This is a genomic window from Roseovarius indicus (genome assembly GCF_008728195.1).
Classification (GTDB): Bacteria; Pseudomonadota; Alphaproteobacteria; order Rhodobacterales; family Rhodobacteraceae; genus Roseovarius; species Roseovarius indicus.
Genome location: NZ_CP031598.1, coordinates 2,046,977 through 2,070,150 on the forward strand (window position 1 = coordinate 2,046,977; position 23,174 = coordinate 2,070,150).

The window sequence follows — 23,174 nt, forward strand, 5'->3', positions numbered from 1 at the left end:
CTCGACCCGAATGCCTTTCGAGATCACCTCAACGCGACCATGGCGCGCTTCGTGTCGACCAGTTCGCCGATCAATGACATCCGCGCGCCGGAGCTCGCCCGCCAGGTCCGGGACGCCGTCGCGAGCATGCAATTCGTCAAGGGTCCCAATGTCGAGATGCTGCCCGACTTCGAAAAGGGTCGCAGCCTCCAAGCGCTTGCCAGCGATGATTTGCTTGCGCCGCAATGGTCCGCCTTTGCGACCAATGCCCCCTCGGTCTGGTCACGACCCTTGCATGCCCACCAGGAAAGCGCCCTGCTGCGCGACGAGAACTACCTCGTTGCGACCGGGACGGGTTCCGGCAAGACCGAGGCCTTCCTCTACCCGATGATCGACCAGATCCTCAAGCAGGGCGACCTGTCGCGCCCCGGGGTCCGGGCCATCCTTGTCTACCCACTCAATGCACTGGCCAACGACCAGCTCAACCGAATTGCCTCCCTGCTTTTCCGCGACCTCGGGGATCCCGGCATCACGCTCGGCCGCTACACCGGCCAGGTGAAGGCCAATGCCACGCGGGACGAGGAGATCACGCGACTGCGGGACACGCCCACCTTCCAGGAGATCTTCGGGGAAGACGCGGATGTGCCGTTGAACTGGAAGCTCTCCCGAAAGGAAATGCGCGAGGCGCCGCCCCATATCCTGATCACCAACTACGCCATGCTCGAGCATATCCTGCTTCTGCCGACAAATCGCCCGCTTCTGGCCGACGCGCGCCTCAACACGATCGTACTCGACGAGATCCACACCTATGCCGGGGCGCAGGCGATCGAAGTGGCTTTCCTGCTTCGGCGCCTCAAGGCGCACCTGGGTGTCCCAGACGGAGCCATACGCTGCATCGGGACCTCGGCCTCGCTGGACCCGGGGCGCAAGGGCGAACTGGCGAATTTCGCCAGCAACCTCTTCGGAGAACCCTTCGGAGGGGAAGCCTCGGTGATCACCTCCCAGCGCAAGACGCATCCTGCCCTCTCCGCCATGCCGACGCCGAGCGGCCTCTCCCCGAAACGCTGGGTCGAGGCTGCGGGGCTCGCCAATATCGCGAGGGAAGCGACGCGCAACGAAACACCCCTCGACACCGAGGCCTGGAATTTCGAGGCGGATCTTCTCGACCTCCCCGAGCTCCGCCTGGACGAGACCCTGCCACTCGGGGATGCCCTGATCGCCAGGCTTGGCGGCTTCGAGGAGATCTGCAGGATCGCCGGCAAGCTCGAAGACGGCGCCGTGCCGCTCCATGTCCTGGCCGAGGAGGTCTTTTCCGATGCCGGATCCGAGGCGATTCCGGCCCTGACCGGACTGATCGCGATCGGGGTGCTTGCCATCAGCGAAGACCAGGCGGTCTTTCCCCTGCTCCCCGCCCGTTACCACCTGATTTCCCGGGCGCCCGACCGGGTCGGCGTCGTTCTGGCCGCCGACAGGGATGACCAGGTTTCCGAGATCGTCATCGGTGCGGACCGCGACGAGGAGGAGCGTCCGGCATTCGAACTCTTCACCTGCCGCAACTGCGGAGAGCCTTACCTGGAGGCCTTCATGGGCGGGGCTTGCCTTTCACCGCAGCCAGGCTCGGGTCCAAGGCAGCTTCTTCGCCTTGTTCCAGGGGTCGCCGACGCCGAAGAAGAAGGCGAGGAAGAGGGCGCCGACGAGCCGCTCCTGTTGCATGTCGACCCGGCAACCGGCGAGCCGCTCGACGAGGACACGCCCGGCGCCGTTGTCCTTGAATCCGTCGAGCTTTCCGAGGATCCCGATGACGGCACACGCTACCTGAAGCGCTGTTTGAGCTGCAATCACTTCCCGAGCCGACACCTCGAGCCCATCACGCGGCTACGGCCCGGCGACGAGGCCATCGCGGCCGTGGCCGCGCAGACCCTGCTCGAGGCCATGCCGGAGAAGTCCAGCGGAGAGAACCCGCCGATGGGTGGGCGCAACCTGCTGGTCTTCTCGGACAACCGCCAAGACGCGGCCTTCTTCGCCCCCTTCTTCGAGCGGACCTCGCGCGAACAGGCCATCCGTGCGGCCATGCTCCGTGCCGTAGAGCGGGATGGTCCAATCGATCTCGACAACCTCGTGGGCGCTGTGGAGCGGCTGCTGCGTGAAGACGGGCTCCGGCTTTACCGGCCCGGCGTGGTCCCGGTGCTGGAAACCGGAACCAACCAGTATCAGCGCCTCAAGGCCTTGATTGTCGCCGAGCTGACCGTTTTCGGAAAGGGGCGCCTCAGCCTCGAGGGATTTGGTCTCATCGGTGTCGATTATCGGCAGATCGCGCGACCGATCCGGGCCGTCGAGAAAGCCATGCCCGGCCCCATGAAACCGCACTCCGAAGCCGTCGTGCGATACCTGCTCAAGATGGCGCGCGAACACCGGGCCGTCGCCGAGAAAGCCTCGGGGATGATCGATCTCGAGGATGAATCGATCTGGACCCGCATCGCCTCCCAACGTGGTCGATGCATTGCACGCGAGCGGAACCCGCGCACGGACCTGCCCCTCGCGTTGATCCCGGCGAGCGGCTTCAGGAACCGCTTTACACGTCTGCTTGAAAAGATGGCCGCGGCCTGCGGGACATCGATCTCCCATCTCGAGAAGCACGATGTCCTCGTCGCATTCTGGAAGGCGATCGAGGGGCCCCGTTCGCTCGCAGAAAAGCACGGCACCGGGCTTGGCCTCAAGTTCGACAAGGACCTTCTCCTTCTGCCCTCCACCGAGGTCAGGCTCTACCAATGCACGAAGTGCGGGGCCCGCACGCAAGCCGACACCGCCGGGGTCTGCCAGTCCATGAAATGCGATGGGGTGCTCCAAGAGGTGCCCATCGAAGACCGGCACACACTGGGCGAGCGCAATCACTACGTCGCCCGCTACCGCGAGCATCCCCGGCTCGGCATTGCCCGTGAGCACACGGCTGCCATTGCTGGCGCGGTGCGCTCGGTGATCGAGGAACAGTTCAAGGCCGGCGAGGTCAATCTCCTCTCCTGCACGACGACGATGGAGATGGGCGTCGATCTCGGCGACCTGGAAGCCGTGCATTGCAAGAACGTCCCGCCCTCCATCGCGAACTACCAGCAACGTGCCGGTCGGGCGGGGCGCCGTGCCCAGGTCGCACCCATCGTGATGACCACCGCGCGCTCCGGGCGCTTCGACCGGGCGGCCTACGAGGAGTTCGGCCGCTATCTCGCCGCGAAGCCCATCATCCCCTACCTGTCGCTCGACAATGCCGGGTTTTTCCAAAGACACCAGGTGGCCATGCTGCTCGCGCGCTTCCTCGAGCACCGGCTCTCGGGTTATACCCGTTCGGGCGCACCGCGGCTGCGCGATGTCCTCGGACAGGTACTCGACGCGCCGGCCCGGGCGGCCTTTGCTTCCGATTTCGACGGATGGCTCACAGGGGCAACGGAAGACGTCCAGGCCGCCGCGGATCTCGGCAAACGCCTCCCCGAGGCCCTGTCGGGGATCGCTCTCGATGCGACGGGCCTTCGCGCCACGATCCGCGATCGCGTCAAGGGTTTCGCAGATGCCGCCTGGGGGCGCTGGGGCGTGATGCAATCGGCCATCGACGATCTCGAGGAAAAGCGGCTCGAGACCGACAAGACCGACAGCAAGGCCATCCTGAAGATCGACCGCTCGACGCGCGCCCTCAGGACGCAACAGGAACTCTACATAAACCAGTTCCTGGTCGACCAACTCTCGCGGCGCGCCGTCATCCCGACCTACAGCTTCCCGGTGCATTCGGTCAGCCTCGAGGTGCTCAACACCGCTGGCCAGACGGCGGACAGCGCTCTTCTCGAACTCGACCGCGACGGCTCGATCGGCATCGCCGAATACGCGCCCAGCTCCGAAGTCGTCGCCGGCGGCCGCGTCTGGACCAGTGTCGGCATCTCGAAACGCTCCCGGTTCACCGGAGACGACGCCTTCGTGGAGCGCGCCCGCTACAGGGTCTGCGAGGCCTGCAAGTCTCCCCAGATCACGAATATCGGCATCGATCCCGCACCCGACTGTCAGCAATGCGGAACGAGCTTTGCCGAGCACGCCGGGACGCGCAATTTCATACGCCCGAACGGTTTCCTGACCTCGATCACCGACAGCGACGGGCGCGACCCGGGCGCCAGCCGCATCCGGCCCGTGGTCTCCGACGAGGCCCTGCTTTTGACCGAGGCGCCGCGCGCGGCCTACGCCGCAACGGATATCCCCGGCCTGCTGACCTTCCACGCGCCGGGTTCCAACCGTCCCGAACACGAACTCGGCCGCATCATCACGGTCAACCGCGGGCGCCACAAGGGCGGCTTTGCCTGGTGCGGATCCTGCGAACACGCGGTGCCAGTGCGGGGCGGCGGTCCGCCCGGTCACATGTGGCAGACGGTGCAGAAGCTCGACGAGCACACCAACCCGCGCACCGGTCAGGTCTGCCGGGCCGATCCCGATGCGAAGATCTATCCAGTGGATCTTGCACATATCTTCGAGACAGATGTCCGCGCGCTTATGTTCGACAGCACGCCGCGCAACCCCGAGGGGTTGGATCTCTCCGGCCACCACTCCCTTGGGAGAACCCTGCAGGAGGCCTTGCGCCTCGGCGCCGCCGACCTGCTCGAGACCGACCCGAGGGACCTCAAGGCTCTGATCCAGCGTCTCGACGGCCGTCTCGTGATCGTGCTCTATGATGCGGTCTCGGGAGGCGCCGGCTATGCCACGCGGCTGACGCGGGAAGACGGTTTCATGGTCCGGGACCTGCTCTTCGCCGCGCGCAAGATTCTCGATTGTGCTAACCCGGACTGCCGCACGAGTTGCACGCGCTGCCTGAACGATTATTCCAATCAGGCCTATTGGCTGGACTTCGAACGACATCCAGCCCTGGCGTGGATCGAGACCATCCTGATCGACGCTGGGCTCAAAATCACGCCCGCAAGTACGCTTTAACGAGGAGGAAAGACAGACACATGCCCAAGGAAACCACGTTCGATCCGTCGCTTCTCACCTCGAGCTCGAGTGGCTTTGCCGAGGATCGCTTACGGGCGATATTTGCCTCATACGACCCCGAGGAAGGGTTCCCAAATGATATGCCAAGCTTTCCGATTCTCGACCTGGCGCCGGATGCCCCATCTTTCCTCGCCAAGGCAGGGCATTTCTCCGCACGGGACATGAAGTTCATCGTCTCCCATGCCTACCTCGATGCGGACCCGAAGAACCCGCTCGAGGTCTACACCGAACTCATGCAGCGCGCCGAGAAAGACCCAACGATCTTTCCTGCCTTGGAAATGAGCGTTGCCAAGAACCGGCTTCAATCGAAATCTGGGCAAGCCCAACAGAAAGTGGATGCGGATAAGCTCTCGCGTTTCGTCGCCAAGTTTCCGACCGACAAGTTGAGACTGAGAACCAACCAGAGCCTCATGGATCGACTCGGAGAGTTCGTCGAGCCGGGGCCCGTTGCAACTGATCTCTGGGTGGGAGCTTTCTTCGAATACTCCGTCCACTGCCTTAATAATCCACACGACGAGGAGTACATCAACCTTGTCGAGATCTTGTTCTTCGGCAAGGGGTCCGAAAAGGATCTTGCGGATGAACTTTTCGCCACCCGTGATCGGGCTGACTGGGCTAACATCGAAGTCGTCATTATGAAGTCGCTGGATTACCTCCTCGAACAGGGGGCCTCCGACCAACTTGATCCATCTCGGCTCTCCATACTGCTGAAATCAATCCTGGCGGCCTACGAGGTGGCACCTTCCGCCGGCTTCCTTCGCATCATCGGTCGCATCACGCAGAAAACTGCGGACCTCATGGATACTCCCCCCTCTGCCGAACCTCCTTGCTTCACCGAAGCACTGGACACGCTCGGCCTGGAAGGATCTTCCGGGACGATCGACGACGCGGCCTTCGCCTGCCTGGACGATCCCAGGCTGCGCGGCCTCGCCTTCAAACTCAGGCATTACCAGGAGGCTGCTCCGGAGATGCGTGAAAAGCAGGACCTCGTTGAAGCGCAGATCGCCGAAGCGACGGCGAACAAGCAATACGGCGCCCTGCGCACCCTGGCCGAAGAGGCAGAAATCATATCCGAAGACCTCGAGGCCGGTGAGCAGCTGAAAAGGCAAATGCAGGACCTGGTCGAGCTCGCCCTGCTTGGAGAGATCGAGAGCTTCGAGGCGGAAATCGCCTCTTTCCCCTCCCCCGAGAGCGAAGACGAGGAACTGGCAATCGTCCAGTGTGGCGCGCGCAAGGCCTCCCGGCCTTCCGCCGAAACGCCAGAAGATCCGGACAGGGAAGCCGAGGAGACCGCGGCCGATGCGGCCACGGCATCCGTTGACGAGACGTCGCCGTTGCCTGGCGCCGACGAGGAGGCTGTGACCCCTCCCGCGGAAGAGGTCACGGAAAGCGACGATCTCGCAGGCGATCCACAGCCTGACATGGACACGAAGGCAGAGGATCTTCCTGCGGATCCCGCCCCATCGGAAGCAGAAAGCCCAGTCGAGGACGTCGAGGATCACGAAATCGCCGAGCCCGGGGATGATACGCTGGCAGAAGGCGACCCTGGGCCCATGGATGACGCGGACCCCGTTATCGCGGAGGCAGAGGACGACACGTCCGAGGCCGAGTCACAGAGTGCCAGCACAACGGACGCGGCGGATGAAGACCGCGAAGCGACGGCTCCCGCGATCGATCCGGCCTGCCTGAACGATCTGATTGCCAAAGATCTCCTCGGGATCGCTGCCAATGCCGCCGCCTCGCTCGAGATGAATGGCAGCAGCTGGCCCATCAGCCACACCGCCCTGAAGGTTGCAGCCGCCTCGCGCTTTCCCCAGCGGAGCTATGGCCCAGAAGCGCACAGCTTCCTCGACATGGCCACGCCCGCGCTGCAGCCACGCAACGACATATCGGCCGTCCTGACCCTCGGCGCCCTGCTCAGGCCCACCATTGGCGTGAGCAACCAGACGCTCAGAGCCTCCCTCGTCGACCTGGCCCGGGGGCCGCTCGGCGCCCACCTGATGCGCGTGGCCGAAGCCGTCTCGCAACTCGACTACGATTTCCCGCCAAGCCCGGACAAGCTGGCGGAGATTTCCGGCGCCCGCCTCGTTCCGCAGAAGAAGCGGATCCTTGAAAGGCTCCTTGCCTGGCAGGACACCACGGCGGGCAAGAAATCGCGTTGGCCCTTTGCCAACCAATTCATGCATCATGTCGTCTCCGACGCCGGGCTAATCGGACATGCGATCCGCGATATCCAGACGGGCAGCAAGCATGCTGCAAGCCGGGCACAGCGCGCCATTGAGGACCTCGGCGAGACGAGCACCATCCAGGACCGGTCCATCGAATACGCCGCGGATGTCGGAAAGCCGACCGCGGGCATCCACCCGAAAGGCCTGGAATATCTCGACAAGCAGTTCGACGAGGCACGCTCGCTTCTCGGTGCCTGGATCAGGGCCGATGAACAGGAAGGCAGCAACGATCAGCGCAACGACGAGAAACTGCGCAAGACCATCGGCAATCTGAGGACACGCCTCGGCAGCGCCCGCGATATGCTCGACAGGATTACCGGTGCCGACGATCTCGATGCCGCTGTTGCCGGTTGGCTCCGGGACCAGGTCGACCTGGCCCTCGAGGCCCTGTCCGGCCACGACACGGGAAAATTCACGACGCTGCAGGACGCTCTCGGAGCAGAGCACGATCTCCTGCCCGCGCACCTGCACAGCAGGCTCGAGGATCCCAAGACCCGCCTCGACACCTGGCGCCATATCCTCGAAGAGAAAAATGTCCAGGAGCCCGAAGCGGCCTTCGCAGCGGCCCTCGCCTCCGGTGCTTTCGAGACCGCGCAGCGGCTGAGCACGCGCTACGATATCGGCGACACTACGGAATTGAAGTCCAGGGCCGGGGAGTTCGCACATCACTGGCTGGCGCAGATGGAAACGCGCGACCGGCGCCTCAAGACGCTCGCAAAGGTCGACTACGCCCATCAGCAGGAACTGGCGCGCCGCCTCGACTGGTGCAAAACCGCGCGGGACGATCTTCTGGGCCTCGACAGTGGCGACAAGATCGCCGATCTCCCCGAAATTCCCGAAGGCGTGGAGGAAATCGACAGGATTTCCGAGAAAATTGAACAGGCCATCCGGGACGACCAGGCCGAACGCATTCAGGAGTATCGCACCGAGGCCAACGCCGATGATGCCGACAATCTCCTCGATGAGATCGATGACATCCCGCTCGAGGCCGCCGAGGATCGTATTGCCCAGCTTCGGGACGGCCGGTCGGCAGCCACCATGGAAGCCGAACTCGACGGCCTGGTTGCGGCCTTCACCCCGGATTTCGTCACGGCAGCCTCCGGGGCGGACTGGCCTCGGACGACCGAGGGCTACAAGGTGGCCTTCATGCGCGACGGGGTGCTGAAGACGGAAGAAGACCGCCGTGCACCGGCCGCCGCATTGCTGGAGCTCTTCCACGAGGTCTGCAAATCCGCCAAGAGCAGCAATGCGCCCGCAACCAAGCTCAAGGCCCTCTTCGAGGAGCTCGGCTTCGAGGACGCACGCGTTTCGAACGTCACCTCGCTCGGGCGCCCCAAGACCTGGAGCATGCGCCTCAACGGCAAGGTCGTTTCCGACGGCTGGTTCTTGCCCCCGAGTTTCGGATCGAATGCCACCTCCTACCGACTGCTGCTGATCGGCCCGGACACGCTTCCCGAGGCCATTCAGAAGGCCCTCGATCCTGAGGCCCCGACGATCATCCTCGTGGCAGGCATCATCGACATGGCGCGGCGCCACGAGTTCGCAGAGCGCCTGCGCGGACAGGCCATCCCGGCCCTTCTCATCGACGAGGCGCTCATCGCCTTCGCCGCCACGCGGCGCGAGACGAGGGCCCGCACCATCTTCGAATGCGGCCTCCCCTATGGCCGGGTCGAGCCCTACACGACCGATCCCGGCCAGATCCCGCCGGAGATGTTCTTCGGGCGCGAAACCGAGATGCGTGACATCCTGTCCAGGACGGCCGACGGCTGCCTTGTTTATGGCGGGCGCCAGCTGGGCAAGTCCGCCCTGCTCAGCCATATTGCCAAGACCCATAACTCCGTGGAAGATAATCGTATCATCGTGCGTCGGGACGTCAAATCCCTGGGGAACTCCGAGAAGACCTCCGCCATCTGGAGCCATCTCAACGGCATGTTGTCCGATTACGGCGTCGTTCGGAAGGAAAGCCGGACGGCGGATGATATCTGCAGGGACATCCGCGGTTGGCTCGTCAAGAAACCCGAAGGGCGTGTCATCTGCCTTTTCGACGAGACGGATCACTTCATGGCCTCGGAAACGAAAGCCGATTACCCCGAGCTCGGCCGGTTGAAAGAACTCATGGAAGAGACCGGACGCCGCTTCAAGGTCGTCTTCGCCGGCCTTCACAACGTCAAGCGGATGCACCGTCAGCCCAACTCGCCCCTTGCGCATCTCGGACAGCCCATCTGCATCGGTCCGCTGAACCGGACCCAGGACGACAAGCGCGCCGCGTATGACCTTGTGGTGGAGCCTATGCGGTCGGCCGGGTTCCGCTTCGAAAGCCTGCAGGCCGTCGAGGATATCCTCGCCTGGGCGAATTACTTCCCCTCTCTCGTCCAGGAATATGCCAAGGGCCTGCTGTCCACGCTGCACGGCGCCGGTAGCGGGAAGGGGTATCGTCTTGTCGAAGACGGGCCTCTTTGGGCGATCCCGACCGACGATCTGTTCAACCATCGTAACTTCCAGCAGATCGAAGCGCGCGTCCGGGAGAAGTTCCACCTTACCCTGGACCTCGATCCGCGCTACGCTCTGGTTGCCTACACGCTTGCGCTTCTGAACCTGGAAGGAAACGAGCTCAAGGCACGAATGATCGGCTTCACTCCGGAGGAACTCCTCGATCACGCCAGCCCCTTCTGGCCAGATAGCGCCGAGCAGCCGACACAGGCCTCATTCGATGTCCTCCTGGACGAACTCTTCGAACTGGGCGTGATCGGCAAGATCCCCGCGCCAGGCTCGGAGCGGGCCCGCTACTGTCTCCGGTCCCGGCAGGTCGCAGCCATGCTCGGCTCCTACGACGACATCGTTCGCGCTCTCGACGACCTGAGCAAGAAAGACCCGGCCGTATCTTATGACCGCGGCACCTATCGCCGTCCCTACCAGGGACCTGGCCAAGGCTCAAAAAGCAAGGTATTGGCCTATTCGCCCTTGACCGATCTTCAGATCGAAACCCTCCTCGACGACGCAGATACAAGCTCGCGTATCGTTTGCGGCCTTCCCATCCTCGGCCTCGACAAGATCGCCCCGGCCCTGAAGCAAATCCACGAGGAGGGTCAGCTGCCCATCGACCGAAAGGACCAGCGGATCGAGTTTGTCACGACCGCCGAGACCAAGGCCTTCACCGCGGCCATCTCAAAATTGAAACCGGCAAGCGGCCTGCGCGTGGTTTTCCATACGCCCGGCTCCTCCGAAGAGGCTCGGAGCGTGCTGTCCTGGCTCGAAGAGGGGCAGAGCCCGGTGCTCGACGGTCACGTGCGGCCGGTCATCCTGCTCGATGCGCGCGATCCGGAAATGAGGGGGCTTGCCTGGCGCCGGCGGGACCAGGCCATATTCCTGCGTCCATGGGCGTCCGAGATGGTCCGGGTGCATCTTCATGCCATCGAGGCGACTCCGCTCGACACACCCGATGACCGGCGGCGCATTCTCGCTGCGACGGGCGGCATCCCCTCAAAGTCCGTGGAGTTGATCGACGCCATCCTGCAATCCGATGACCGTGACGGCACATTCGCTGCCTGGAAAAGCTCCGTCGATCCGCGGAGGGACATTTCTTCGGACGACCTGGCAGGTGTCATTTCCGTGATCGATGACGCGAAGGAGGGGGATTACGAGGCCCTCGACGACATCCTGCAGGGCGAGTTCGGGAAGGATCTCGTGACATTGGCGCCGGACCTTGTCGCAACCGCGCTTCTGTCTCTCTGGTCACCCGAGCAACGCATCATACGAAAGTCGGCGCTCGGCCTTCTCGTGGAGGGCGCAGGCACTTGAAAGCCCGCGCAGCGGCTCCGCCGATGGTGTCGCTGCGCGTCAAATCGTCAAAACCTTGCGCAAGTAACAGAATGCAATTTTGACCCGGGAAACGTGTCTATTTCTGGTGGTAACAGGCCAAGAAAAAGGGTTTTCCGCATGTCGCCAGCCCCTAACGTAAATGTTGAAGCTTTGGGATGCCACCGATGCTCTCGGTGGCGTTTCCATTGGAGAACAGGCGCTTGGCGGGAAGGGCCTCAGCGGTGCCCTATCTTCCCGGATCCTTCAAGAACGGCCATTAGATCGTCATGTCTCTCACGAATATCCGCCATTCGCCGACGTCGCCGGCTGCGAATATTGTTCGCGAGGCTTTCTGCAACCTGTTCGGCGATGTAGTGTGATTTTACGATATCCGTGCTGCCATGATGTGCTGCCGGCTTTGCAAGTTCAATCCCCTCGACACCGTGATGGGCGATTGCGTCAGAGTAGAGCAAACAGTCGCGGAGGTACCACTTGGCAGAGAACGAGCAAGAGAAACCCAAAAAGAAGAAAAAACGGCGCGGTAATACCCTGGAGAACTGGGAAGTCGCGATCGTGAAGGCCATGATCGCCCGCGGCAGCCCGTTCGCAAATGATCAGGACATCCTCGCGTACTTCACGCGCCCGACACGATCAGTGAATCATCGGCTCATCAGCGAGATTCGGAGTGAGGCGAAGCACAAGGCGATCAAGCCCGCGAGCGATGACGATCTTGATGCATTCCTCGCGACATGGCCCGACATCGACCATGAGACCGGACTGAGCGTCCGGGGCGATGAACTCCTCATCAAAGCCCGCGAAGCGATGATCGCTGCCGTGCAAACCTTCAACAGTGCGGGCCTGACGTTCCGCGCTGAACTCTTTATCGTTACCGCTATAATCGCCTGGACTTATCTCCTTCATGCTTGGTTCAAGAGAGAGGGTATCGACTACCGTTACCCTGGCCAGACGACAAAGGAAGGTGCTGACAAGTTCTGGGAACTCGGCCACTGCCTGAAACAGGGCAAGTGTCCGGCGAAGGGCGGCGTAGCGAAGAACCTTCAGTTCCTGATTGAAATCCGGCATGAGATCGAGCACCGCTCAACGAGCCGGATCGATGATGCCCTCGGCGCGAAACTCCAGTCCTGCGCGCTGAACTTCAACGACCTCCTGAAGAAGGAATTCGGGGCGCAGTACGGCCTCGAGAAACGCCTTCCGATCGCGCTCCAGTTCGTGTCTTTCGGCAGCGAGCAGCGGTCTGCTCTCAAGAAGGCGTCTGGGCTGCCCAAGAACCTTGAAGCGGCAATCGATGCATTCGAGCACAGTTTAGACGAGGAGCAGATGAAGGATTCTGCATACCGTATGTCCTATGGCTTTGTGCCTATGGCAGCAAAGAAACCTGGTGCTGCTGACATGGCCGTTCAGATCGTTTCACCAGGCAGTTCGGAGGCGGGAGAGATCGAGAAGATCATCTTCAAAGAGGTGAACAAGAACCGCTACCCTCCTGGCAAGGTCGTCGAGAAGGTTCAGGCGGCAGGCTTCCCGAAATTCAGCATGCATGATCACACGCAGCTCTGGAAGAAGAGAGATGCGAAGAAAGACGGCAAGGGCTTCGGTTGTCCGGGCGACTATAAAGGCAGCTGGGTGTGGTTCGACCGTTGGGTCGAAGAAGTTATTTCTCACTGCGAGGCCGAAGGCGAGCGATATCGTTGACCACGGCGCGTGGCGGCGCTCTCCATCGACGTTTCTCAGCCGACGTCGGCAGATGCATCAGAGACAACCGCCGTCTGATTGAGGGTTCGGAGCCGATCCAGGAAGCGGTCAACTTCCCGCTCGTTGAAGACGCTATCGGGACCGTCGGGTGTGAGGTCGGAGAAAGGGCTATCGTAGAGCAGACCCGGGTCAATGACACCGTTCCGGGTGAGGTGCTCGATGACCATGCCGACGAACTCGATCTGATCGGCCGAAGCACCATCAGCGATGAATTCGGCGAAATACTCCTGGGCCGCCGCACGGTCCAGGCCGACGATGGATCTCAGGAAGACGCCGAACCCTCCGACTTGGGCGCTCTCGGTTTTCCTTGCGATCTCGATGTCGGCGTCCGATCCCACTCCTGCTTCAAGCAGCATACGCTCGAGTTCTTCGATGTCGAGGCGAGTAAGCGACTTTCCCGCCCGCAACCGGCGAAGAGCAACGTGATCGCCGTGCCTCTGAAGAAACTCGCGGGCCTTCTTCTTGAACGCGGCAAAATCTGCCGCGGGATTCAGGGGAACTGGCGTGGCGGCGCCGAGATCGTCTTCGAAGTCGGTGTAGAGGATACTGCGCGAAGACTGATCGATAAGATGGACGATGTCCCGCAGACGCAAACGGGCTCGCTCGGCGATGGGCACCGTCAAGCCTTCCCACCAGCCGTCTGTCAGGACATCCTCGATGAGTTCCGCGTGTCTTGCCACCGCGGGTATTTCCAGCTTCGTCGAGAGCGCCGTCGCGATCTCCATCACCTTCCGACGGCAGGACTCCATCTTCGTCGAACGGCCCATCAGACTGAGTTGAAGCTCGAACATCACGAGGTCGAACCTCTTCGCTTCTTCGCCGCCGAGATCGGCACCACTCGGCAGCGCCGCCAGACCTGTGATTTCCTCGGTGGCCTCCTCCGACAATGCGGACCATGGCGCATCGTCTGCCTGCCAGGTCTCAACTGAGCGCAAGTGACCGCGGACGACGAAGGAGGAGATGTCGAGGCCCATAACGAAGCGGCGCACGTCTGAGACGATCTCCGCGCGGACACCCTTGAGGTCTTCCGCGTCGTCATCGTGCTGCGCTTGGGATTTTGAGGACAGCGTATCGTCGATGCCCTGCGCCACCTTCAACCTTGCCTCGATCAGCCGCTCCGTCAGCGACTTCGAGACCGACGGATCCTTGAGTTCCGGGTTCGATCCGAAGAATTCCAGGTTGCCGCAGACGTCGAAGATCCGGAATGCGGTCTTGTCCTCGCCGGGGCCGAACAGATCTGGCCGAAGTCGTGTTCCCCTGCCGACCATTTGCCAGAATTTCGTCTTAGAGCGCACAAGCTTGAAGAAGACCAGGTTGACCACCTCAGGCACATCCACGCCCGTGTCCATCATGTCGACAGAGATGGCGATGTGCGGCTCACTGCCTGGAATCTCGAAGGCCTCGATCAGGCTCTGGGCATAGCTATCGCCGTGAACGATCCGCCGAGCGAATGTGCCGCCGTAGTTCGGCCAGCCAGCATTGAATCGTTCCTCAATGAATTCTGCGTGCCGCTTGCTCGCTGCGAAGATGATCGTCTTGCCAATCTTGTCGCCACCCGCGACTCGGATGCCGTGCTCCATGACATGGGCCAGCACCTTGTCGACCGTATCGGCGTTGAACAGATACTTGTTGATCTCTCCAGCCGTGACCTCCTCGCGCCGCCCAGTCTCGCCCCAATCAAGCTCATCCCACTGGTCTTTCTCCTCGTCCGACAGGTCGTCGTAGCGGATGCCCTCGCGAATGAACCTGGTCGGCAGCGAGATGGGCTCGAAGGGCACCAGGAACCCGTCCTCGATTGCCTCCTCAAGGCCGTAGAAGTCCGTGGGATGCCCGGGGTCGAGGTCGAACAGCCGGTAGGTGTCTCGATCCACCTCGTCGCGGGGCGTGGCCGTGAGGCCTACGAGGTAGCTGTCGAACCACTCGAAGATTGCGCGGTAGCGCTTGTAGATGGACCGGTGGGCCTCGTCGATGATGACAAGGTCAAAATGCCCGGGCCCGAAGCGCCGGCCGGAATGATCGGCTCGGTCGATCAGGTTCATCATCGTCGGATAGGTCGAGACGTAGACCCGGCCAGTGCCCGAGGGATCGGTCACCAGGTTCACCGGCGAGCTGTCCGGCATCTGCTGCGCGAAGGCGTTGCGCGCCTGCCGGACGAGGCTGATACGGTCACAGAGGAACAGGGCCCGCTTCACCAGGCCCGCGCGCACCATCATGTCCACCAGGGCGATCACCGTCCGCGTCTTGCCTGTGCCCGTCGCCATGACCAGCAGGGCCTTTCGGGAACCGGCATCGAAATGGTCGGCGATCCGCGTCAGGGCGCGGGTCTGGTAGGGGCGTCCGGCGATGGCGGCCTTCGGCTTCTGGTCGACCAGGGCTTTCGCCTCGGTCCGGCGGGCGATCATCTCGCCCAGTTCCTGCGCGGTCTTGAAGCCGCCCAGTCGACGGGGCGGGATGTTCCGGGCATCGTCCCAGATCCAGTGCTCGTAGCCGTTGGTGTAGAAGATCACCGGGCGGCGGCCGTGCATCTGCTCCAGAGCGTCTGCATAGAGCTTCGCCTGCTGCTGCCCCTCGGATGGCGACCGCCGGGTGCGCTTGGCCTCTACGACGGCCAGAGGCAGGCCGTCCGCGCCCCAGAGGACGTAATCAGCGAAGCCATGGCCCTGCTCGTTGGGCATCGGCTCCACGCGGTATTCCAGATCCCGGCCTTCCTTCAGGTCGGACCATCCGGACTCGGCCAGCAGCAGGTCGATCAGGCGCAGGCGGGTGGTGGCCTCTTTGTAGTCGTGCGGGTCGGCGGATTGATCGGCGCGGGCCTTGGCCACGTCGGCGCGCTTTGCCTTCAACTCGTCGTGGAGGCTGGCGTAGCGGGCGCGGAGGTCCTCGAGCTCCTCGGAGCGCGCCTCCAGGGCTTTCTCGGTGCTCTGGATGCGCCCCCGTGCCGCGCGGATCAGGTCGAGCCGGGCGGTCAGCGGGGCCGGGTCGAAATCGTTGGGCTCGGGCGGCTTCTGGCGACGGGCGTAGGTGCGGCCGAACCAGTGCAGGACGTGGTGCAGCTCCTCGACCACCTGGCGCGCCCCCTCGGGCTTCAAATTTGCCCCCTCGTGCGCGGACTTGTTGCGGACGAGGTTGATGAACCGCGCCTTGGCGTGGACTTTCTGGCCCATGATCGTGCGCAGGTCGGGGTCGTTGATCATCCGGCTCGCGCCAACCTGCGCGGGGGGCGTCAGGCCCGCGTCATGGGCGAAGGCCCAGCCGAGCGCCAGCTCCACCGCCTTGCCCGCCAGGATCGCCGCCGCCTCGGGCTCCGACATCGCCAGCCGCTCGGCCGAACTCGCTGCGGCGTGGACGGCGGGGAAGTCGGGTTCGAGATGGGCGAAGTTGCTGGCGGTCATGACGGGGTTCCGGGGTCAGAGATCTCCGGCGAAAGCGCGGGATTGGAGGGAGGCGAAGAGTGTTTCGAGCTCACCGAGATGGGTGGTTAAGTTCTCCTTTGCTCGGCGAATTTCGTCCAGCCGTCGGGTGAACTCTCTTTGCTCCTCGATCGGTGGCGTAATGAAGTCGATGCCCTTCAATGCGGTTGCGTTCAGATGCTGCTGAACCTGCCCAGTCTGATTTGACAATGCCATCTGCCGTCCCGCGTCGGAATTAAGAAAAGCCTCAAGGAAATACGGCAGCAGTTCATCCTCTTTTGGGCTTGCGATCAACATGTCTATGCAATTCGCTCCGGCGATTTCTTCGTCGACAACGGCTGCTCTCCCTGGTTGCCCCGTGCGAACGATAACGACATCGCCCTTTTTCATCTTGGATTTCTTGAGAGGCCCGTCATTTGTCTGCTGCGAGAAATACTTCAGATCCTTCAGGTCAAAGCCGCCCTCTCGGACATTTACCGACCGCAAGGCAGGAACCCCATCATCTACGTAATAGGATGCGGGCTTGATTACGACGCCAACTGTGATCCGCGAGCAAAGGTCCGATAGCTTTCGCGCCGGATAGCCCAGAGGGTTATCGCGCGGGTCCCCGAACATCTCCGCGAAGATCGCGCCCGGGAGGGTGTCGAGCAGGGCGAGGGCCTCGCGGCGGCGGCGGCGCAGGGCGTCGGCCGCATCCAGTATCCCTGCAATCCGCCGCTGCTCCTCGAGGGGCGGGAGGGAGATTTGTAGCCCCTTCAAGGCTGTGGCATTCAGGTTCAGCATCGTCACCCCGGAAGCCGCGTTCTCCAGTTCTCGCCTCGCTCGTGGCGATCGAAGAATGTGCACGAGGTATTCTGGAATTAGCTTTTCGGGAGATGGGACGATTTTCATCGAACCTGTGCCGCAGATCATTCCTGCATGCTCTGGGAGAACCACGGCACATCGCCCCATTTCACCACGTCGCCCCATGATGACCTCACCGGCCTCCAGGTGATATCGTTTCAAGGAAGCGGCCTTTTCATCCGAGATTGAGAATTCTGGATCAGCGGCGATACCATCTGGGGCAATGTGCATCGGGTTGATGACTGGAATGCCGCCGGCGATGTAGTCCGCCTTGTGCAGCAAAGATCCAAAGGGGCCGATCTGAACGTCTGCAACCTCTCCAAGCGTCCGAAAAAACGGCGTGATTGCGATATTCATTCCGCCGCCTCCTGCTTCGCCGCCTGCGCCTGCTGCCAGTCGTGATAGGTCTGGCTCGCGCCCTTCACCTTCCATTCCAGCCGCCCGTTGCTGTTGCGATCCAGCACGACCGCAGCCGCCGCCGAAGGGCTGGAGAAGGACCAAGGCTTGGCGAAGCGCAGCTTGCTGGTGCCCGGCGGCACCTCCTGCGGCACCAGCACGCCGTCGGCGATGAGCTTCTCCTTCAGCCCGCCATAGCTCTGCTGGACATAGCCGGTGTCCTTCAGAGCTTCGGAGCCCTCCAGCACGATGAATTCGCCATCCTCCTCGACCGCCGTGGCCGAGACGCCGCTCTTGTGCCGGATCTCGAATTGCACCTCGTCCGACACGGAGGGCGAGGTCGGGCTGGCCTTGGCGCTGACGGCCTTCGGCTGCGGCTTCAGCATGTCGAGCCCGATCACCGGCAGGATGATCCGGAGGTTTGCCAGGAACTGCTCCATGTTCGCAATGTCGGCCTCGGGGAGGCGCCGGCGGGTGATGTCCGGGTTCGTGCCGTTGTCGAGCGTCACGCGGCCCGCCTTGGCCGTCTGTTCGATCAGCCGCGCCTCGAGGTATTCGGCATGGCCCTTCGACATGTCGTCGTCGCTGGTCGTGACGGTGATCGCCGTCTCCCAGAAATCGCGTTTCACCGCGCTCTGCTTGATGCGTTCGGCGACGGAATTGCCTGACCCGATGTAGACCCGGGTTGTGCCGGTTGTGTCGGGATCGGGGCCGGCGAGGATGTAGACGCCCGTGCGGTCCACCTCGTCCCGCGCCGTGAGGTCACCGAAGGCGGAAGCCCCGGAGACGAAGAGGAGCCCCGTCCAGCCGTGGATGGTCGCCTTGCGCAGACCAGTGGGCTTGCCGTCGACCAGGAAGAGCTGGATCGTGCGGCCGTAGGTCTCGCCATTGCTCATTCGGCGGCCTCGCGCGCGGTCTCGCGCGCGGTGCCGTCGCCGAGCATCTTCTCGAGCTCCTCGAGGCCGTCGAAGATGTCCCGCTCCATCTCGCGCAGGCGCGACAGGATCTCGGCGGGCGGCTCGTGCTCGACCGCGTCATGCTCGATCTCGCGATAGCGGTTGAGGCTGAGGTCGTAGCCGGCGGCGGCGATCTCCTCCTTCGGGACGACGAAGCTGCGGGCGGTGCGGGGATTGTCCTTCTCCGATCCCTCGCGTTCCTGCCACCGGGCGAGTGCGTCGGGGAGGTCGGTGAGCTTCGCCTCGTCCTCGGTCAACTCAGCCCAGGGGCCGATCTTGTCCTCGGGCACGAGCAGGTTGCGCTTGTCGTCCAGGCTGAGACCATCGGCGTGCATGTCGTAGAACCACACGTCCTCGGTGCCGCCGGAGTCGGTGCGCTGGAAGAGCAAGATGGCGGTCGAGACCCCGGCATAGGGGCGGAAGACCCCGGCCGGGAGCTTGACCACACCCTGGAGCTGCTGATCCTCGACCAGCATGCGCCGCACTTCTTTGTGGGCCTTGTTGGAACCGAAGAGCACGCCGTCGGGCACGACCACCGCTGCCCGGCCGCCACGCTTCAGGAGGCGCAGGAAGAGGGCCAGGAAAAGCAGCTCGGTCTTCCGGGTGTTGACGATGCGGGTGAGATCCTTGGCCACCGCCTCGGCATCCAGAGATCCGGCGAAGGGCGGGTTGGCAAGGATCAGGGAATAGGCCTCGGCTTCGTCGCCGTGCTCCTCTGTGAGAGAGTCGCGGTAGACGATCGACGCGTCCTCGAAGCCGTGCAGGGCCATGTTCATGGCGCCGAGCCGGAGCATGGTGCCGTCGAAGTCATGGCCGTGGAACATGCCGGTTTCGACGTGCAAACGCGCGTCCGGATCGGTCCACGCATCGGCATCATTGCGACGCAGGTATTCCGCCGCGCCGACCAGAAAGCCGGCGGTTCCGCAGGCCGGATCGCAGATCACGTCATCCCGCCGGGGTTCCGTCATGGCGACCATGAGCTCGATGATGTGCCGCGGAGTCCGGAACTGGCCGTTCTGCCCGGCGCTGGCGACCTTGGACAGCATATATTCGTAGAGGTCGCCTTTGGTGTCCCGGCTCTTCATCGGCAGATCCGAGACGAGATCGACGACCTTGGCCAGGAGACGGCCGGTGGGGATCTCGTAGCGGGCACTGGCCATATGCTTGCGGAGGGGGGCCCCATCGGACCCGAGGCGACGCAGGAAGGGGATCAGATGGTTCTCGGCCGCTTCCTGCATCTCTGTCGGCGGTAAGGTGATGAATCGAGGCCAGCGGAGATCGGCCAGGGAACGACCGTCCGCGATCTTGTTGCCGGCATCGTCGACTACCGGGATGCCGTCCAGCTCGTCCGGGAAGAGGTTCCGCTCGATCTCCGTGCCGCGCGCCCGGGCCTGACGTTCCGCGAGGGTCTGCGCGTCGTCGAGGCCTTTGAAGAAGAGCAGGAGGGTCAGCTGCTCCATGACCGTCTGCGGGTTCGATAGCCCGCCCGTCCACATCGCGTTCCAGATCGCGTCGACCTTGGATTTCAATTCACCAGTTATCATTGCTCCCTTTCCGTGGCGCTGGGGTCGCACGGTCGTGCGCATCAGCTCTTGCCTCACGCTTAAGAGACATTAACGGACGGGACTGAAACAGGAAAGACGCCGCATGATGCGGCGCCTTCAGTGAGTTTCAACAGGATCGATTGTCATTTTGGGAGGTTGGGGGATCTCTCGGTGACGGGTTCCGTGGATCAGGGCATTGAGGGGTTGCGTTCGCTTTCGACAACCCCCGACATGATTTCTGAGATCACTGATCGGATCTCGTCCCGCGCTTCTGATTTTTTCAACTCTGATAACAGCCGGTCGACGGAATTTCCTGCACTTCTCAGGTGCTCGATTTCGTTACGCAACTCAGCCATGTCTGACTGCAACACAGCGTTTTCGGCCTGCTTCCTTTCGCTCAGGTCTGAGATTTCCTCGATCTGACGCGCCTGGTCATGGATCTTTGTTTCCAGTTCCTTGATGCGCCAATTCGCGTTTGTCTTGTCCCGCCGGAGCTCTTCGCATTCTTCCTGTGCTTTGGCGAGGCACACTGCGTTCTGTTGGGCTACAAGAAGCTGTAGCTCGCGCGTCATTGCGCCGACAATTGATTCAATGGATGTACGGGCCTTTTCCGGCAGCGCCCCAATGAGACGGCCCTCTTCCTCCTCGGCAATACTCGAAAGGACATGATCGACGGGACTCTCAAGGCTACGTGTGTCGATCCCTTTGCTAATGCCGAGCTGCTCGCAGAGAACAGTCTTCACCGCAGCGGCGTCGATCTCATCACGCGGCGTGCCACCGTTGATCAAGCTGGTGATTGCGGCGTGGACCTGCTCGAGGTTGTAGCGCGGTGGCCTTCCGCCAGTGTTCTTCTTGTCGGTCGTCGTGGTCATTATTTGAGTTTGCCTTTCAGTTTGCCAAACCGAGTTTGCGAAACTCGGGTCGGCGTGTTGGGGGTAGGATGAATGTTGGTTCTTCTTCAGAAACCAGAAACGAAAATCCAGCTTATCGGGTTTAACCCGGAGGCCGATGAGCCGTGCGCGTCAAAGTCCAGACGCCGCCTGATCCGGTGACAATTGGATTGTCTGCATTTGCAAGGTCGCTAAGGATACGATTGATCGTACGGTTCAGGTTTTCCGGGGCCACGCCTGCGAAGAGCTCCGGCGGCAGCGTTGCCGCAAGGTCCGCTGTCTTGAAAGGGGCCAGCGCGAGCTCGCGCAGCATGCCGCGTGTTTGAAGCGCAATCCTGACCGCCATGACGCGGCCATTCTCCGCTCTTTTCGGATTGGGTGCTTTTTCAAACGTCGGTGCCGATGTCTCTACGGCATGAGCGGTCGTACGCTCGTCTCCGTCTTCATCCAATCCGAGCACGATTTTCTCGATCCGAAAATGTACGGGCGCAAGTTTGGGCTGGGTGCGCTGCTTGTCCTGCATGACTGCCACACTGTCCTCCGTCTTCCCGGGTTTCAGGCAGATCTCCGTATCGACCGCCGCGCGAAGGGCCGAGCTGCCACGCCCGCCACGATCGACGTCTTTCCCGGTATGATGTACGAGCATGACGTGGGTATTCAGGCTCCTTGCGATCCACTCCGCAGCCTGCACGACTTGCGTCATCGAAGCCGCGCAATTCTCATCAAGCAAGCCGATGGAACGCGCCAGAGTGTCGAAAACGATCAAGACGATGTCTTCGCCGGTCTCATGCATGACGCCTTTAAGAAACTCGACAAAAGAAGCGACAGCCTTGAAATTCGAAAGGTCGAGTGCCTGGCCGCACACAAGGTAGTTTTGTCTTGCGGCAGGAGTGACATCGCTGCTGTGAATGCGGTCGAGCACGGAAGCGGGTGCTTCTGGTGCCACATGCACGACCAGTCCGGGCTTGACCCGAGCACCGAAACTGGGACGAGCCGTGACAATGCAATTGCCGATGTGGCAAACGAGAGCAGACTTCCCAACGTTCGATGGCCCATATAGGAGCGAGGTCTCGTTACGCAGCAGCCATCCCTTCATTGCATAGTTCCACTCCAACGACGGGCTGTGATCGGCCACGGGCCTGATACAGGTCTCCCAGTCGGGAATGTCTTGCTCGTTATCTTGGATATGGGGCATTCGGCCTCTCCGTGTGTCTTCTTGTTTCAATGTCTGACTTCATGACCATCGGGAAATAGAGACGCCTGCGAGCGCGCCAAAATTCGAGGCGCAAGATTTTTCGCATTGTCTCCCACCGGGCCAGCCAGACAACCGGACACCCCCTTACGGGGGAATGTCCGGTTGTCTGGCTGGCCAGTGTTCTGCGGATTTTTGAATGGAGGATCTTTTCCCTATGTCCCTTTCGAGACCGAATGACCGACAGGGATAAATCATGAAAAACAGTCACTTGAACCCAGTATCCTTGAGCGAGGCAGCGCACTTTCTCGCCGTTTCCTCCCGCACAGTTCGCCGGCTCATCGATTCCGGTGGGCTGCAGTGCACGTGGGTTGGAAGCGCACTTGCGGTGCCCGTGGATAGCCTCCCCGGCCTGCGTTGCGCGGCCGATGCAGGCCTGGACAAGCGTCCTCTACTGCGACTTCACGAAGCGTCCGCTCTCCTTGGATGTTCGCCTCGCGATCTACGCGACCTGACGCGATCGGGAAAATTGAATTCGGTTTTCGTGGGCTGTTCGGAGCGGTGGGTGCCTGCGGATATCGACGCGTTTGAGATGACGGGCGCTCATGACGCATGAGGGAGAAACCCGGGTCATGACGCGAGCCAATGTCGCAGATGCGGGCACGGTCGGGCTTTCCATGCTCGCGATCCACTGGTCGGTGTGCGGGGCAACAGCACGTGCCATCATCATAGCCCACGGTCTGCCGGAGGTGTCCGCGTCCGGCTGGCCAAAATACCGCTGGTCGGATGTCTGGCGGATCGAGGGCGCTGGCCTTGTGCCGCCATGTGATTGGGCTGACTTCCGAAAGCCGCTGCTGCGAGCCTCGGACCTCACCGGTCTCGATGCGAAGGGCCGCTCCGCGCGCACCTGGCGCCGCAATGTCGAGACCGGTCGCATGCCGTCGATCCGGCTTTCCAACAACGTGTGCCGCATTCGGCAATGCACCTTTCTCGCGATGGCTCCGTATGTGTGACGATGGCTTCTGCTCTTGGCCGGGATTTACCCGGTTTGGCCGCCAATACCCCGTAATTGCGGTGGTTTCACCCAGACGTACGGCCACAGACATGGCCTGTCTCTGGGGATGCCTATGGGTAAATTGGCCGCCGTTTTCG

9 protein-coding genes are annotated in these 23,174 nt (G+C 62.3%); 3 read left to right on the forward strand and 6 right to left on the reverse strand.

What is annotated here, in order from left to right:
* The first annotated feature begins 4,802 nt into the window (after window positions 1–4,802).
* A complete protein-coding gene (locus RIdsm_RS09445) occupies window positions 4,803–11,021 on the forward strand; it encodes an ICP22 family protein (protein ID WP_151175224.1) in 6,219 nt (2,072 codons plus the stop codon).
* Window positions 11,022–11,513: 492 nt separating this feature from the next.
* Complete coding sequence (locus RIdsm_RS09450) at window positions 11,514–12,731, forward strand: DUF3644 domain-containing protein (protein WP_236553186.1); 1,218 nt, start codon at window positions 11,514–11,516, stop codon at window positions 12,729–12,731.
* A 35-nt stretch (window positions 12,732–12,766) separates the two neighbouring features.
* Here the strand turns inward: RIdsm_RS09450 and RIdsm_RS09455 are convergent, their stop codons facing one another.
* The 6 genes from RIdsm_RS09455 to RIdsm_RS09480 form a co-directional block, all read right to left on the reverse strand.
* Window positions 12,767–16,183 carry a DEAD/DEAH box helicase family protein gene (locus RIdsm_RS09455; RefSeq protein WP_057813754.1) on the reverse strand — a complete coding sequence of 1,139 codons (3,417 nt, stop codon included), beginning with the start codon at window positions 16,181–16,183 and terminating at the stop codon, window positions 12,767–12,769.
* 15 nt (window positions 16,184–16,198) lie between these two features.
* Window positions 16,199–17,401 carry a restriction endonuclease subunit S gene (locus tag RIdsm_RS09460; protein WP_057813752.1) on the reverse strand — a complete coding sequence of 401 codons (1,203 nt, stop codon included), beginning with the start codon at window positions 17,399–17,401 and terminating at the stop codon, window positions 16,199–16,201.
* Window positions 17,398–18,336: a GIY-YIG nuclease family protein gene (locus tag RIdsm_RS09465; protein WP_057813750.1), complete on the reverse strand. Its 939-nt coding sequence runs from the start codon at window positions 18,334–18,336 to the stop codon at window positions 17,398–17,400. The genes RIdsm_RS09460 and RIdsm_RS09465 overlap by 4 nt, the downstream gene beginning before the upstream one ends.
* Window positions 18,333–19,940, reverse strand: a complete 1,608-nt coding sequence (locus RIdsm_RS09470) for a class I SAM-dependent DNA methyltransferase (RefSeq protein WP_057813748.1) — start codon at window positions 19,938–19,940, stop codon at window positions 18,333–18,335. Before RIdsm_RS09470 ends, RIdsm_RS09465 begins: the two co-directional genes overlap by 4 nt.
* Before the next feature lie 188 nt (window positions 19,941–20,128).
* A complete protein-coding gene (locus tag RIdsm_RS09475) occupies window positions 20,129–20,812 on the reverse strand; it encodes a coiled-coil domain-containing protein (RefSeq protein WP_057813745.1) in 684 nt (227 codons plus the stop codon).
* Between the two features lie 121 nt (window positions 20,813–20,933).
* On the reverse strand, window positions 20,934–22,025 hold the full coding sequence (locus RIdsm_RS09480; protein ID WP_057813743.1) for an AAA family ATPase: 1,092 nt from the start codon (window positions 22,023–22,025) through the stop codon (window positions 20,934–20,936).
* Window positions 22,026–22,654: 629 nt separating this feature from the next.
* On the opposite strand from RIdsm_RS09480, the gene RIdsm_RS09485 reads away from it, so the two are divergent.
* Complete coding sequence (locus RIdsm_RS09485) at window positions 22,655–23,035, forward strand: hypothetical protein (protein ID WP_057813741.1); 381 nt, start codon at window positions 22,655–22,657, stop codon at window positions 23,033–23,035.
* The last annotated feature ends 139 nt before the right edge of the window (window positions 23,036–23,174 follow it).